A 15,116-nucleotide genomic window follows, 5' to 3' on the forward strand; every position below is an offset into this window, starting at 1 on the left:
ATACAAACGAACAGACGATGTTTGTTCAACCTTTTTATATTCATTGAGTCTTTATAAAAAGACTTTTATTTACGAACCTCATTAAATAGTTAATATAATGGCAGATTTGAAAGCAATCGCAGAACAACTTGTTGGTCTTACAGTAAAAGAAGCTAACGAGCTTGCAGACATTTTGAAAGAAGATTACGGTATTGAGCCTGCTGGTGGTGGTGCTGTAATGATGGCAGGTCCTGCTGCTAGTGCTGAAGAAGCAGAAGAAAAAACAGAATTCGACGTAATTTTGAAATCTGCTGGTAGCTCTAAATTAGCAGTTGTAAAATTAGTTCGTGAGCTTACAGGTCTTGGCTTGAAAGAAGCGAAAGAATTGGTAGATACAGCTCCTAAGCCAATCAAAGAAGCAGCTCCTAAAGCAGAAGCTGATGATATGGCGAAAAGACTTCAAGAAGCTGGTGCTGAAGTAGAGGTAAAGTAATCTGAACCCCTAACGAACTTTAGCTTAACAAAATAGCTTTAAGATTCTAATAAAAACCTAAGATTTCTATTTTTGTAGATAGTCTTAGGTTTTTTTTATGGAAAAAAGAGTATTTTTGAACTCTAAATTATTGAATAATAAAACTGTGAATCTTTTCTATGAAATACTTCAAATCAAAACATAACTGGCTTCTTTTTGTCTTAGCCTTTTTCACAGTCTTGAATCTATATGCCAATTACAAATATGATTTTGTATTAGAACTTGCTTCAAAGCCATTTCTGATTCCAACTTTAGGACTGTATTTCTTCCTCAACACAAGAAAAGTTGTGAACTCGTATAAAAAAGGTCTTGTTAAGTTTGTTCTTATTGCCCTTTTTCTCGCTTGGTTAGGCGATACATTTCTTCTTTTTCAAAATCAGAATCCATTATTTTTTATACTTGGTTTGGGAAGTTTCTTGGTTTCTCATATTTTATATATTCTTACCTTCAAAAAATCTTTGAATAATCAAGAGCTAGGCGAGCCAAAAACATTGCTTATTCGTGCCATTCCTTTTATTGGTACAGCTATTTTGATGCTGACTTACTTGTACAAGTGGCTTACTGGTGCAATGATAGTGGCAGTTCCTTTATATGTCTTAGTAATTGTTGTGATGGCTTTTATGGCAATGGAACGCTCTGGAAAAGTCTTGAAGGCAAGTGCAGAGTATGTTTTTTTTGGTGCATTTTTATTTATGGTTTCAGATTCGTTACTTGCCATTGATATTTTTGTGAGGAGTCTGACTATTCCGTATGCACCAGTCTTTGTTATGGCAACATATATTGCTGCACAGACACTCATTGTCTATGGAATGATGATTCAGATAAAATCTAGTTTAAATTAATTCAATATTTCAACCGTCGTTGAGGTTAGAACCGTCAACGAGGATTATGAAGCAAACACAAATAAAAAATTACATGTATAATTTACTTAAAGGAAAAGTAGGTATTATTTCAGGAGCTTTAGACGAAAACTCTATTGCTTGGAAAATTGCAGAGACAGCACACGCAGAAGGTGCAAAATTTGTCTTGACGAATGCTCCTGTTGCCCTTCGAATGGGAACTATTCAACAGCTGGCTGAAAAGTGTGAAACTATTGTAATCCCTGCTGATGCTACTTCTATTGAAGATTGGGAAAATCTTTACACAAAAGCAACAGAACATTTGGGAGGTAAACTGGATTTTGCTTTACACTCTATCGGAATGAGTCCGAATGTTCGTAAGAAAAAAGATTATGGAGATTTGAATCATGCTTGGACACTTCAAGCTATTGATATTTCAGGACTTTCATTTCACAAAATGCTTCAAGTGGCTGAAAAAATGGATATTCTAAATGAAGAGGCTTCTGTCGTAGCTCTTTCTTATATTGCAGCACAACGCACTTTTCCAGATTATAGTGATATGGCACATGCAAAAGCTGTTTTAGAATCTATTGCTCGTAGTTATGGTTATCGTTTGGGAAGATCTAAAAAGGTAAGAATCAACACTGTTTCGCAGTCTCCAACAGCTACAACGGCTGGAACAGGTGTAGGAGGTTTTGATGCCTTTATGAATTATGCTGAGAAAATGTCTCCTCTAGGAAATGCTTCTGCTCAAGAATGTGCAGATTTTGTTATTTCTCTTTTCTCTGACTTTACAAAAAAAGTAACGATGCAAAATCTATATCACGATGGAGGTTTTTCTGCTATGGGGGTTTCGGAAGAAGTAATGGAAATGTTTGGAGAAGAAAAATAACTTTCAAAACATCTAAGAAAAAAGGTTAGCAAAACAGCTTTGCTAACCTTTTTTTAGTTATGAGTTTTTTAAAAAATACTAGAGACTCCAAGATAAACTTAGTGTTGGAGTAGGGTTTGGATTCAATAGGTTTGTACGGACAGATTTGAAGCCTAATCCAGAAGGCATAAAATCATTTTTAGTAACAACAGGAGTGGAAAACTGACCTACTTTTTTATTGTGGTAACGAATAGTTTTTTTTAATTTATCTTGTGCTTTGATATTTAGGTAATATCCTCCTCCTACCATTAGAATTCCAATTCCAACAGGAAGAGTGTTTCTTAGTGTTACTCCTTCTCCATAAGTAGAACCTAATAGAGGAGGTAGTCCTGTTGCAACAATAACAAATCCTCCTGCACCCATGAGTCCAAAAGAACCAATACGCATGTTGCGACTTTTTGATAAATCATCAGCTCCTTGATTGTTTCCAACATGTTTCATAAAAGCAATAGTTTCAGAAAATCTCATGGCTTTTTTTGCTCTCTTTACATAAAAAAGTCTTGTTTTTTTGTCAAATGAAAGTTTTTGACCCAAAAAAGATTCATCTTTTTTATTAACTATTTCGTATTTTTTATTACCTATGGTAGCATAGTAACTTCTGATTTTAGTCCTTGAAATTTCTAGTCCTTCATAACGACGCTCTTTGAAGTAGTCTTGTGCGTATGATGGTAACGTGAGGGAAAGAAATAATCCCAAAAAAGTCAAAATAACTATATTTTTCATTGTAGTATATTAAGTATTAAATATTTTGAAGTTGATTTAATTATTTCCTCTTACGTTTGATTTGATTGAGGTGAGAGTGAGTTAATTTAGATAGCTTACCCTTCTTGATAGAGCTTCCTGACTTAGTGCCTTGTATCATTTTAATTTGTCCAGTATTTACATCATGCATCATTGTAATGATTATAGAATTGTGTGATGTAAATGCTTTATATAAAGCGTATGGTAAAATAGGATACATGATTATTCCATAGAGAATATAATCGCCTTGAACTTTTTCTTTTTCATCTACGATAAGCATTCTAGTAAAATAAGGAGTGCCATACTTTTTTGATACTTTCATCAAAGCATCATAATTACTTGTAATCATATCAACTTCTGTTTCTCCCATTTCTCTATACCATGCATTTATTATAGCCAAATCATTGAAGGTTTCTATGCTATTTCCTTCAAATGAAGAAGGAGTTATCATTATTGCATCTAGGTTTAGGCTTTGGCTTTCTTTGATAATAGCTTCATTTAATGACTTTTGTCGTTCTTCACTAGCAAATATATCTAAAGGTTGTTTTTTTCTTTCATTTAAGCGAATATACATTGGGTTTATTATCAACGTTTTGTCAATTCCTAAAGCATAGCCTTTTCGTCTTTCTTTTTGTATTCTTATAGCATCAGAATAAGAAGGTATTTGTTCTCTTTGCTTTTTTTCTGAATACATTTTATCTCCTTGCTTGCGTAGCTCTTCAAATTGAGCATGAGTTTGTATTTTTTGCCAAGCTGGATAGAGTAAATCTTCTGTATAATTGACTTTATTTTTCTTCTTACCTACAGTTTTTCCTTTGCTAAAGTCATTGTAGTATGACTTCATATCCATTAAAAGACTCGGAATAGCTTGTTTCAAATAGGCTTCATTTGGATATTTGTCAAATGTCTCAAAACAATGTGCTAGAGCCAAAACAGTAAGCTGATAGTCATCCAGTTCTTCTAAGGCAAAGTACCAATTTCTCCCATTCCAATCCATTCTGCTGTAAAGCTGGTCTAAGTAAATACGAGCTTTTGCATTGTCATATTTTGCAATTCCATAAAGTGCTTTTGTAAGAGACATTTGGACATACTTACTGTCTCCATATTGCTCTTGAAGTAATAGAGTATGATAAAGTGCATCGATATATTTAGCATCAGAAAGATATAACTGACAAAGCTCAAAACGAGCTATTTTTTGTACCAATTCAAATTTTTCCTTAGAAATAATATAATCTTTGCCTTTATTGGTCGCATTTGCTTTTCCTATACGTTCTAAAGCTAATTTTTGTCTTTCTTCTGCACTTGGGTGCGTACTGAAAGCTAAAAGTGCTTCCATTTCAGCAGAATCTAATTCTTCACGTTCAACAATATGAAGTGTATCAATATAGTATGTGCTGTCTGGTAGCTGAACGTAAGAGTTATTTAAAAATTTACTTTCAAAAACAAGTGTGTCAAACGGACGACGGGTATTTTGAAGCATATCAAAAGTCTTTGCTGTCTCTGAAAGGTCATATTTTGTGTTTTTAAAAATTTCCCAACCATAATCATCTGCTTCTATTTCGTGTTCTTTAGAATAGTTGCTTTGTGCAAGACGTTTGGCATAAAGCTCATCTGATTTATTGCCAAGGCGAAAGACGTTTTTATTTTTTTTGTCGTTAATTTCCTTTCCAAAAAGAAACTGGTTTATACTGTGTTGCTTTACGTAGTGTGTAATTTCATGAGCTAAAATATAAGCGAGTTGGGCTTCATTTTCAGCACGAGCAACCAAGCCCAAATTGATAAAAATAGCTCCATCTGGATTGGCAAAAGCATTTGGAACAGGTGATTTTACCACATAAAAGCGAACTTTATTGCGTAATTCTTCATCATTTTTTAGTAACTCTGAAGCAATCTCGTTCAGATACTGACTGACTTCATCTCCAAAAAGAACATTTCCACTCCAAAGCAATTGCTTGAGTGAGAAGCTACTTTGAAGATTGAACTGATCAATATTTTTAGCTGTTTTTTTATCTATATCCTCTCCAATGTTTTCATTCTTAGATACATAACGTTCGCTAACTGAAAGCAAGAAATCTTCTGGAACTGTTCCTTTTGATTGTAGAGGTTGATAATCTTCAAAAGTAATAGCATCTTGAGCATAGATACTTTCTGTAGATACAAAATAAGTGAGTAGAAGTACAATTATACTCATATTGGTAATGTACTTTCTAATAGATGTAGAGTAATTCATCAATGAATGAAGTTTAAAGTAAATACTATCACGATTGTTCACCTATATATCATATTGGATTTGGTATAGAGGGCTAAAAAACTTCATAGCTGATTGATAATGAAGTATTTTCTTCAAAGTTAAATCGTGATATATGACGATTTATAAAAGAAATGCAAATGTAAGAATTTTTATTGAAAAAAATAAAGTAGGCGTGAAAATAAATGATGTGTTTTCCAGTTGCTTTGAATGTTACTTCTGATTTTATTTTTTATTGGATTTTTTTAGGCTAACCTGTAAAGGTTTATCAAATGCTGAAAATAGATTGGTCTTTTAAAAATTCTATTTCTAATACTTATAACTGTATTCAAAATTTAAAATAATCTTTACACTCTACCAATTCACTCCAACGTGTATAGTTAAGTTTAGCATATTTCAGAAAATTCAGACCGTAGTCTCCCAAAGAGAAACCGTCATTTACTTCTAAAAGTAGTGTTTTTCTTTCTTTCGTAACACAGAAATCTATTCCATACGCTCTTGGTGCAGATCTGAAATCACGAATACAGTTTTGAATAACTTTGTAATCTGGATTTACAGTATAGTCTCCATTATATTGCCTAACGTCCAATATTTCATTGTATCTCACAAAAACTCTAAATTCTGCTATGGGATGAATAAGTTCTGAACACCAAACTTCATAATTTTCTCCTTGTATGCCTTTTCCGATGAGGTCTTTTGATGAGTTTATGACCAGTCCAGTAAAAAATTTTTGTTTGATTTCGTCTTTGGGTTTAATGAAAATATTAGGGAGTGTCTGACTTACTTCATCAATTGTCGAAGTCCAAATTTCTCTGCCTAAGTAGTTTCTAAGTTCTTTTGGATAATCAAAACCTGTTTGTAGCTTATGAAGATAGCCTAAATATTCTAGCCTACTTTTTACAAATCCAATTCCACCAACAGCAATATTTTCCTTGTTGTCAAAATCAGTTTCTTTACTATTTTTTAAGGCTTTCATTTCTGCAATGCTATCTACTAACATATTTTTTGCCCCCATAAACTCAAAGCCTTTCATAGCCGTAAAAGCTCCTAACTGTGGACGGTTGGCAACATTAATCGGATTCAAGACATAGACATCAATCATTTTGAATAGAAATTTTAATGAAACTGTTTTTAATGGTAAATTTGTCTGATGATAAATAAACTACACAACTCATTTTAGAAAAGTTCTTAAAGCAAAACAATATTTACACAAATTATTTTAACACAATGAAAAATAACAATTTAATACGTTTACTATTTTCATTTATCTTAATTTCATTCCTTATGAGCAGTTCTTGCAACACAGAAAAAGACCAAGTAATCACACTTTCTACTAAATTTGGCGATATGAAAATGATTCTTTTTGATGACACACCCCAACACAAAGAGAACTTTATCAAATTAGTAAAAGATGGCACTTATGATGGCACAATCTTCCACCGAGTAATCAAAGGTTTTATGATTCAAGGTGGCGACCCATACACAAAAGATTCATCTAAAGACCCTAGAGAATACGGAACTGGAGGACCAGGTTATACTGTTCCAGCCGAAATCAAATCTAACCACCCACATCGTAGAGGTGCAGTAGCAGCAGCAAGATTAGGTGATGGAGTGAATCCTGAAAGAAAGTCTAGTGGCTCGCAGTTTTATATTGTAGAGAAAGACAACGGAGCTAATCACTTAGACGGACAATATACCGTTTTCGGACAGGTTATCGATGGCTTTGATGTAATTGATAAAGTGGCTGAACAAAAAACGCAATACCCAGACCGTCCAGTAGAAAAGATTGTTGTGAATTTCAGTATAGACGAAGTTTCTAAAGAGAAAATCACAGAAAAATATGGTTATTCTTATCCTGAAGTAAAAACAGAGAAGTAATCATAACTAAAAAAATGGTCAATGAAAAATGAATTTCATTGACCATTTTTGTTTAAATAATCATTCCAGCAGCTACTGTGGCATTGGTTTGTAAGTCTATCAAAATAAGACTTCCTGTGCGTTTGTTTTTAGAATAACTATCATAAAAAATGGGTTTGGCTGTTCTGATTCTGACTCTTCCAATATCATTTAATCCTATTTCTAAGTCATTTTCTTTTCTGTGAAGCGTATTGATGTCTATTTTATAGACGACTTCCTTCAAAATGGCTTTTGTCTCTTGAGTGGTATGTCTAAGTAAATATTTTCCATTGGGTTGGAGTTTTTGCTCGTTTAGCCAGCAAAGCATCAGTTCCAAATCTTGTCCTATGTTGGGTTTGTTGTCTGGCTTAACAAGCATATCTCCCCTGCTAATGTCTATATCGTCTTCTAAAAGCATCGTAATATTTTGAGGTGGAAATGCTTTTTCTTGTTCGCCATCAAAGGCATCTAGTTTTTTAATGGTTGTAGAAAAACCAGAAGGCAGAACAGTAACTTTATCACCTTTTTTAAAGACTCCTCCCAAAACTTCGCCAGCATACCCTCTATAATCATGTAGATTTTTATCTTCTGATTGTGGACGGATAACATGCTGAACAGCAAAACGAGAATTAATAAAATCCCACGTATTTCCGATATAAGCATTTTCCAGATGATATAAAAAACTTGTTCCTTTATACCATTCCATATTCTCTGATTTTTCAACCACATTATCTCCTTTGAGCGCACTAATCGGAATAAAACTCACTTCCGAAATGCGTGTTTTTTTGACAAAACTCAAATATTCTGATTTTATTTTTTTGAAAACTTCCTCATCATATTCTACCAAATCCATTTTATTGACACAAACTACCAAGTGCTTAATGCCTAAAAGCTCTGCAATGAACGTATGTCGTCGTGTTTGTTCTACAATTCCTTGTCTTGCATCAATCAGAATGACTAAAAGTTGAGCCGTCGAAGCTCCCGTAACCATATTACGAGTGTACTGAATATGACCAGGGCAATCTGCCAAAATAAATTTGCGTGTTGGTGTAGCAAAATAACGATACGCTACGTCAATTGTAATGCCTTGTTCTCGCTCTGCACGCAAACCATCTGTCAAGAGGGCAAGGTTTACCTGTTCTTCTCCTCGCCTTTTACTTGCTGTTTCTATGGCTGTGAGTTGGTCTTCAAAAATACTTTTGGTATCATAGAGAAGTCTGCCAATAAGTGTACTTTTTCCATCATCTACACTGCCTGCTGTAGCAAAACGCAATAAATCCATTTGGTTATTCTTAATTTTTTATTGTCTAAATTAATCAGAACAAAGGTAGAAAAAAGAGGTGGATAAAGTATATTTTTAGTTATTAGTATGAACGTAGTTGTAAAAAATCAATTCATATCTTGAGTTCTTATGTTTTTATTTATTGGAGGTAATTTTTTCAACCACATAGGAACATAGTATTTTTCTATGTGCCTATGTGATTAATAAAGTTTTGAGCTAAATGATATTTTCACTTTTAAACTAGAAACTACTCCCCCACACTAATTGCAGGAATATTTTTCTCTGCCACCAGTTTATTAAAAGCTGGAATATCTGTTTTCAAGATGTTGTAATACATTTTGAGTTGCTCGTCTATTTTTTCTGTGATGTCTTTCTTGACCTCTTTTGCACCTTCTGTTGGTGGAAAGTTTCCATAACCCACTGTTGTAGCTAAGGCACTCAATTTGTTATTCAGACGAACAGGGAAATTCAATGGGTCTTGTCCACTTCGGTTTTGCGTTTGATAAAGAGTCTCTTCAATTTTTGTGAGTTCTTTGATGATTTTATCTGCTGATTCTGCCACTTCCTTCCACTCCTTGTTTTCTTTTGCTTTAGCTTTCCAATCATTCAAATCTGAACGCATTTTTCGGATATTGATAATGGCTTCGTGTGTTTCAGTAAGTTTGTCTCTGATTTCCTTTAAAAACTTAAAACGTTCTTTCAAATCTGCGTCCGAAACGCTCCAACGTGGGTCTTTCAAAAGTTTGAAATCTACTTCTTGCGTTTTGCCTCTGAAAGTAACCTTTACTTTATAGTCGTCTGGCATTGCTTCCACGCCTTGTGTTCCACCAAACCAAAGAATCATTCCCTCAAATTTCTTAGCATCTGGGTAACGCATGTTCCATTTGAAGGTATTTGCTCCTTTTTCTGCTTTAAGAGATTTTATTTCTGAATCTTTGTCTTTAGTAGCTTTAGCATCAGAGGAATATTTTTGAATGAGATTTCCATTTTTATCTAAAATTTCAATTTCTAAAATCTTTGATGTATCTGGTTTTTCATTCAAATAAAAATACATTTCCATATTCCTATCACTCAAATACGTGTCACTTGGTGCAAAAGCAAGGAAATTATCCGTTTTGAGCTTTTCTACTTTCTGATTATCAAAGTTTCTAATGGGGTTTAAATCATCAAAAATCCAAAAACTTCTGCCCTGCGTGGAAACAATCAAATCATTTTCTTTTACCTGCATATCTGTAATCGGAACGATAGGCAAATTGTAACGCATCGGCTGCCAGTTTTGTCCGTCGTCGAAGGAAATATAAACGCTGCTTTCCGTTCCTGCGTACAAAAGTCCGTCACGAACTGGGTCAAGACGTAAAACTCTTGTAAAATCATCTTTTGGAATGCCGTTCGTTATTTTTGTCCACGTTTTGCCGTAGTCTTTCGTTTTGTAGAGATAGGGAGTAAAATCGTCAGACTTGTAGCGAGTGGCAGCAACGTAAGCCACGCCTTTTTTTGTAGGATGTAAATCAATAGAATTTATCATTGCCCACTCTGGGAGATTTGTAGGTGTGATGTTTTCCCAGTTCTTGCCTCCATCTTTTGTGATATGGATAAGTCCGTCGTCAGAGCCTGTCCAAATTACGCCTTTTTCAGCTGGAGATTCGGCTGCTGCGAAAATTGTTCCGTAATATTCTACACTTGTGTTGTCTTTTGTAATTTCTCCTCCTGAAGATTGCATTTTTGTTTTGTCATTTCTTGTCAAATCTGGACTGATAGCTTCCCAATTTTGCCCTTCATTGGTAGTTTTGAAAAGTACATTGGCTGCCGTGTAAAGTATATTTTCATCATTTGGCGAGAAGAAAATAGGGAAATTCCACTGAAAACGATATTTTAGTTCTGCTGCTCCCCAACCCATTGGATTATCTGGGTAAACATCTACCAAACGAGTTTCGCCAGTTTTGTGATTGTAACGCATCAAAAATCCGTCATACGAACCTCCATACACAATGTCATTATTTTTTGGGTCGGCTACAATATGTCCACTTTCCCCTCCTGCTGTTGGTTCCCATTCTGATTGGTCTTGTGAAGAAATACGAAGTGAAGAATTGTCTTGCTGCCCTGCGTACAGTCTGTATGGAAAATGATTATCCGTACTGACACGATAAAACTGTGCTGTTGGCTGATTGAGATAGGTAGAAAAACTCTTCCCTGCATTTTTAGAAATTTGCGCCCCACCATCGTCTCCAATAATCATTCGTTCTGGGTTTTGAGGGTCTAACCACAGGTCGTGATGGTCGCCGTGTGGAGTTTCTATTCTTTCATAACTCTTTCCTCCATCAGACGAGAAATGAAAATTCACATTCAAGACATAAACTCCTTCTGGATTTGTTGGATGTGCATAAATGCGAGTATAATACCATGCTCTTTGACGAAGTTTTCTCTCATCGTTTACTTTTGCCCACGTTTCGCCACCATTTTCAGAACGAAAAACACCACCGTCTTTGGCTTCAATAATTGCCCAAACTCTATCTTTTTTGGCTGGAGAAACCGTAACACCCATAATTCCTAATGTTCCTTTTGGAAGTCCAGATGATTCTTTTGAAAGGTTTTTCCATGTATCGCCACCGTCTGTACTTTTCCAAAGTGCAGAGCCTTCTCCACCACTTTCTAAACTGTAAGGTGTTCTACGTATTTTCCACGTGCTAGCATAAATTACCCTTGGATTGGTTGGGTCAAGAATTAAATCTATTGCCCCTGCATCTTTGCTTGAGAATAAAATTCTTTCCCACGTTTTGCCTCCATCTTTGCTACGATAAACACCTCTTTCTTCATTTGAGCCAAATAAATGACCCAAAACGGCAGCATAAACCAAGTCTGGATTTTTAGGATGTATTCTGATACGTGTGATATGACGAGAATCTTCTAAGCCTATTTTTTTCCACGTTTTGCCAGCATCAAGGCTTTTCCACATTCCGTTTCCGTGAGAGACGTTTCCACGAACGGTTTTTTCACCTCCTCCTACATAAATTACGTTGTTGTCGTATTCACTTACAGCCACAGCACCAATAGAACCGCCAAAATCTGGGTCAGAAATATTTTCCCAACTCATACCCCCATCTTCAGTGCGCCAAACTCCACCACCAGTAGCTCCAAAATAAAAAAGGTCTGGGTTTCCAGTTACACCTGTTACAGCTGCCGAACGCCCACCACGATACGGGCTGACTTGTCGCCATTTGGAAGCTGAAAAGTAGGTAGTGTCGGGTTTGAAGGGAGTTTGTGCTTGAGTAAATGTAGCTGTGCTTATTAGAAGCAGTAGCGTAAAGAAATAGCTTTCTATCTTGTGTATCATTGTTGTTTTTTATTTGTGTAAAGGGTTTTCGTATAACAGTCTTTCAGACTGGTTTTTAAATTTTACTTTTCCGTCAGACTGGAAGTCTGACCTACATATATTTTAAGGAATATCATTATGTAAAGTCTGACCAATAACTTTTCCGTTTTTAAAAAAAATACTTACTTGGTGTCCGTAGTTATTTTTGGCTAATGGTATTCCATTTAGATCTGTTTTTCTGTCATAGAGAATATCTCCAACAAATTCCCAAGTTAGTATTTCTATTCCTTCATTGTTTTCTTCCTTATGAGGTGTACCATAAATTTCTATAACTTCCTCCTTCTCTAAGCCTATTTTTATTCCTTTGTTAGAGATAAATTTTTTAAAGTTAGCAGGTTTTAATTTTGAAATAAATTTTTGAAGGTGTTTCTGTTCGCCATTTAATATATCTCGTTCTATCTTATCTAAAATATTATCTATCTCATCAACTTTAAAATGGCATGTTAGAAGTCTGTGATAGTCTGTGTATAGGTTAAATACTAGAAGTTCCGTTTTATCATTACTAATAATGAACTCAAACTCAGAACCCCAACCATTCTTTATCATTTCCTTTAGCATTTTTTTCCTGTTCTCTTCAAGCATTTGATTCGTAATAGGATAATCATCGACTATAAAAGTACCTTCTATGGGTTGGAGAGTATCAATCTGAATAAGTTCTTTTTTCTGGGGTTTCTCTAAAGTCGTTTGTACTGTATCTGTTGATTCTATTTTTGTAGATTGAGTGGAATTTTCCTTAGTAGTACAACTCAATAATAAGAAGCAAATGGCAATGCTAAATATGAATTTCATTATTAGATTTATTTCTAAAAGTAAAAATTAGTTTTGCTAAGATAACCATTAAAAAAAGCCATTTCAACATAAAGTTAAAATGACTTTTAGAAAGTAAGATAAAGTAGTAAGTGAAGCGTATTTTTATTCTGTTTCTTCTATATTTTCTGCTTGATTAATAAGTTTTGTTTCATTGGTAGCAGCAATTTTGAAGGGCTGTGCCTGTATATTGGCAAATGCTCGGCGAGCAAGGTCTAGTTTTCCTCCATTGCGATACGCTAAACCTAACAAAAACATGCAACGAGAATGCTCTATAGGGTCTCTCATCTGTGCTAGTGCTTTTTGAAGAGCTTCGGCAGCTTCTTGGTTTTTATGCAAGTGAAAAAGAGCTAGTCCATTCAAATAAAGTAAGTTTTTATTACCTGAATTAAAAGTCAAACCGTTTTCTGTGGCTTTAAGTGCATTTTCAAAATTATTTTTAGAAAGTTCTAAGCTGGCAATCTCTTCATAAATTTGAGTGCTACGCTTCAAATCTTTTTCAAACTTTGCTGATTTGTAATAAAGTTCTAAAGTTTTATCTACGTCCGATTTTGCTTTATTGTTTTGTAAATTAGCTAGTGTGAAATATGCACTCGCATTATTAGGGTCTATTTTTAGAGCCTTTTGAGCATAAGCCTGTGCTTCATTGTACTGACGGACTTCTGTGTAAGCCTCTGCTAAATATGCATAACGAGCAGGAGAAAACTCTTCTATCTTGCTTTTGAAGTTTCCATACTTTGCCTTTGACCACGTTTTGAAGGCTTCCTCAAAATTATCTAAGTGATAGTAAGCATACCCTTTCTGATAATAGTAACGAGCATTTTCACTAGGGTGTAATGATGAGATTACTGGCTCAATGGTTTCAATGGCTTTTACTGCCTCTGCATATTTACCTAAGTAATTGGCTACTTGTGATTCTAAATAATAGAGTTCAAGGTTTTTTGGAAATTCAGTTTTAGTAAGTTTTATCTTCTCAAAAGCTGTTGCCCAGTTTTTTTCTGCTAAGTTTTGTTTGATAACAAAAAAGCGATAAAATTGTCTCTTTTCTTTCTCACTTTCATAGCGAGCTGCAATATCATAGAGTTGCGCTGCTTTTTTATTGTCATTTTGGTCTGCATAAATCTTGGCAAGAAGAGCATAAGCTGGCGAATAGCTACTGTTGAGACGAATAACATAACTCAATGAATTAGCAGCTTCTTTTGGTCTTTTCAGTTGGTACTCACATTGTGCCTTCGAAAAAAGATAAAGGTGATTACGTGGTTCTCTCTGAACAGCCTTATCATATTCTTGAAGAGCTAAGTCGTAGCGAGCTTGTTGTTTGTGACGTTCGCCATTAGCAAACCAGTCTAAACCTTCGTGTTGAGCGTATGCAAATTGGGCAAAGCTAAAGACGCTACCTAATAAGATGCACGCAAAGTAAATCGTCTTTTTCATATTTATTGGTTTTAATTGGTAGTTGTATTTTATATAGATGAAATTTTGGTTGAACAGAAGTTAAAAGTCTTTACATTGTTAAACGAATGTCAATAGGCTAAAGGTTGCTTTGAAAAGGTGTTTTTCGATAAGAATGCAAACTATTCCTACGAATTTTAGAAATCATTTTTTCTTGACTTAAAATTATTTTATAAAAACTTAAAATAGTATAATTCAAGTGCTTTTGAGGGTTGTTTTTAAAGCTAATTATGATGTGTAAAGGCTTATATTAGAGTATCTTACACTTAGAATCAATTCAATGTTGAGCAAAAAAAATATGTACTATTTTTAGGTAGTACATAAAAGTTATAAGTTTTGAGGAGCAATTTCTTAAAGCATCAGTAGCATTATAGATTGTCCAATTCTTCTCTAATGTTTTCTCTCGCCTGTTCTTCTAAATGTTCTTTAAAATAATTGGTCTGATAAATAGTTTCTTTTTCTAAAAAACTTTTCAAAACGAGTTTTCTACCTCTTTTGTAGAGAAAGTTGGGAACATAACCAAATTCTTCTCTCACTTGACTAGAATATCTCTGATATACTTTTTTAGATTGTCCTAAAATAGCTAAATCTAAATCCAATAAAACTCTTAAATCTGCATCGGTTGTTTTTGCATGGTTTTTAGTGGCTTCAATATACTTCATTACTTTTCGGACTCTTTCTGATGGTAGGTGCTTTGATAACTGTCCTTGAAAAAACTTTGCACTTCTACTCTCGTTATCTTTTCTGAGTGGCACATAAATGGCATCATGAAACCAAATAGCGAGTTCGACAGATAACCTATCGTTTATTTCTTCTGAATAATCGTCTAAGCCTCGTAGCATAGATTTTATATGTTCCCAATTGTGGTAATGGCGTGTAGTTTCTTTATACTGAATACCAAGCAGTGTAAATATTTCTATACCTGTATCTTCTGGAAGGGAAAAACTTGCTGTCAAATCTCGCCAACTGACCAATAAAAAATTCGCTCCTTCAAAATTGTTTTTTACTATTTTTGTAGTTGAATCCATAATTTTAATTC

General features: G+C 34.4%; 12 protein-coding genes. 4 read left to right on the plus strand and 8 right to left on the minus strand.

What is annotated here, in order from left to right:
• The first annotated feature begins 97 nt into the window (after positions 1 to 97).
• From rplL to QZ659_RS08030, 3 genes are all read left to right on the plus strand, one after another.
• A complete protein-coding gene (rplL, locus tag QZ659_RS08020) occupies positions 98 to 472 on the plus strand; it encodes a 50S ribosomal protein L7/L12 (protein ID WP_291724617.1) in 375 nt (124 codons plus the stop codon).
• 158 nt (positions 473 to 630) lie between these two features.
• A complete protein-coding gene (locus tag QZ659_RS08025; protein WP_291724620.1) occupies positions 631 to 1,353 on the plus strand; it encodes a lysoplasmalogenase in 723 nt (240 codons plus the stop codon).
• A gap of 73 nt (positions 1,354 to 1,426) precedes the next feature.
• The gene (locus QZ659_RS08030) at positions 1,427 to 2,242 is read left to right on the plus strand and encodes an enoyl-ACP reductase (RefSeq protein ID WP_291724623.1); all 816 of its coding nucleotides are present in this window, start codon (positions 1,427 to 1,429) and stop codon (positions 2,240 to 2,242) included.
• A gap of 78 nt (positions 2,243 to 2,320) precedes the next feature.
• Here QZ659_RS08030 and QZ659_RS08035 read toward each other — a convergent pair whose 3' ends face one another.
• The 3 genes from QZ659_RS08035 to QZ659_RS08045 form a co-directional block, all read right to left on the minus strand.
• Positions 2,321 to 3,004: a hypothetical protein gene (locus QZ659_RS08035; RefSeq protein WP_291724627.1), complete on the minus strand. Its 684-nt coding sequence runs from the start codon at positions 3,002 to 3,004 to the stop codon at positions 2,321 to 2,323.
• A 40-nt stretch (positions 3,005 to 3,044) separates the two neighbouring features.
• Positions 3,045 to 5,252 carry a M48 family metallopeptidase gene (locus QZ659_RS08040; RefSeq protein WP_291724629.1) on the minus strand — a complete coding sequence of 736 codons (2,208 nt, stop codon included), beginning with the start codon at positions 5,250 to 5,252 and terminating at the stop codon, positions 3,045 to 3,047.
• A gap of 346 nt (positions 5,253 to 5,598) precedes the next feature.
• A complete protein-coding gene (locus QZ659_RS08045) occupies positions 5,599 to 6,372 on the minus strand; it encodes an ATP-grasp domain-containing protein (protein WP_291724632.1) in 774 nt (257 codons plus the stop codon).
• 182 nt (positions 6,373 to 6,554) lie between these two features.
• Between QZ659_RS08045 and QZ659_RS08050 the strand changes: the two genes are divergently transcribed.
• Complete coding sequence (locus QZ659_RS08050) at positions 6,555 to 7,148, plus strand: peptidylprolyl isomerase (protein ID WP_291724635.1); 594 nt, start codon at positions 6,555 to 6,557, stop codon at positions 7,146 to 7,148.
• Positions 7,149 to 7,200: 52 nt separating this feature from the next.
• Here the strand turns inward: QZ659_RS08050 and QZ659_RS08055 are convergent, their stop codons facing one another.
• From QZ659_RS08055 to QZ659_RS08075, 5 genes are all read right to left on the minus strand, one after another.
• Positions 7,201 to 8,448 carry a sulfate adenylyltransferase subunit 1 gene (locus tag QZ659_RS08055; RefSeq protein WP_291724638.1) on the minus strand — a complete coding sequence of 416 codons (1,248 nt, stop codon included), beginning with the start codon at positions 8,446 to 8,448 and terminating at the stop codon, positions 7,201 to 7,203.
• Positions 8,449 to 8,695: 247 nt separating this feature from the next.
• The gene (locus tag QZ659_RS08060) at positions 8,696 to 11,779 is read right to left on the minus strand and encodes a WD40/YVTN/BNR-like repeat-containing protein (protein ID WP_291724641.1); all 3,084 of its coding nucleotides are present in this window, start codon (positions 11,777 to 11,779) and stop codon (positions 8,696 to 8,698) included.
• Positions 11,780 to 11,881: 102 nt separating this feature from the next.
• Positions 11,882 to 12,607, minus strand: a complete 726-nt coding sequence (locus tag QZ659_RS08065; RefSeq protein WP_291724643.1) for a hypothetical protein — start codon at positions 12,605 to 12,607, stop codon at positions 11,882 to 11,884.
• A 123-nt stretch (positions 12,608 to 12,730) separates the two neighbouring features.
• The gene (locus QZ659_RS08070; protein ID WP_291724646.1) at positions 12,731 to 14,059 is read right to left on the minus strand and encodes a tetratricopeptide repeat protein; all 1,329 of its coding nucleotides are present in this window, start codon (positions 14,057 to 14,059) and stop codon (positions 12,731 to 12,733) included.
• Between the two features lie 386 nt (positions 14,060 to 14,445).
• On the minus strand, positions 14,446 to 15,105 hold the full coding sequence (locus QZ659_RS08075; protein ID WP_291724649.1) for a hypothetical protein: 660 nt from the start codon (positions 15,103 to 15,105) through the stop codon (positions 14,446 to 14,448).
• Positions 15,106 to 15,116: the final 11 nt, after the last annotated feature.

It is taken from the genome of Bernardetia sp., assembly GCF_020630935.1.
Lineage (GTDB): Bacteria > Bacteroidota > Bacteroidia > Cytophagales > Bernardetiaceae > Bernardetia.

Coding starts and splice junctions, on each gene's coding strand:
- QZ659_RS08070 (WP_291724646.1), bottom strand. CDS start 14,059: ATGAAAAAGACGATTTACTTTGCGTGCATCTTATTAGGTAGCGTCTTT.
- QZ659_RS08025 (WP_291724620.1), top strand. CDS start 631: ATGAAATACTTCAAATCAAAACATAACTGGCTTCTTTTTGTCTTAGCC.
- QZ659_RS08030 (WP_291724623.1), top strand. CDS start 1,427: ATGTATAATTTACTTAAAGGAAAAGTAGGTATTATTTCAGGAGCTTTA.
- QZ659_RS08060 (WP_291724641.1), bottom strand. CDS start 11,779: ATGATACACAAGATAGAAAGCTATTTCTTTACGCTACTGCTTCTAATA.
- QZ659_RS08065 (WP_291724643.1), bottom strand. CDS start 12,607: ATGAAATTCATATTTAGCATTGCCATTTGCTTCTTATTATTGAGTTGT.
- QZ659_RS08050 (WP_291724635.1), top strand. CDS start 6,555: ATGAGCAGTTCTTGCAACACAGAAAAAGACCAAGTAATCACACTTTCT.
- QZ659_RS08075 (WP_291724649.1), bottom strand. CDS start 15,105: ATGGATTCAACTACAAAAATAGTAAAAAACAATTTTGAAGGAGCGAAT.
- rplL (WP_291724617.1), top strand. CDS start 98: ATGGCAGATTTGAAAGCAATCGCAGAACAACTTGTTGGTCTTACAGTA.
- QZ659_RS08040 (WP_291724629.1), bottom strand. CDS start 5,252: ATGAATTACTCTACATCTATTAGAAAGTACATTACCAATATGAGTATA.
- QZ659_RS08055 (WP_291724638.1), bottom strand. CDS start 8,448: ATGGATTTATTGCGTTTTGCTACAGCAGGCAGTGTAGATGATGGAAAA.
- QZ659_RS08045 (WP_291724632.1), bottom strand. CDS start 6,372: ATGATTGATGTCTATGTCTTGAATCCGATTAATGTTGCCAACCGTCCA.
- QZ659_RS08035 (WP_291724627.1), bottom strand. CDS start 3,004: ATGAAAAATATAGTTATTTTGACTTTTTTGGGATTATTTCTTTCCCTC.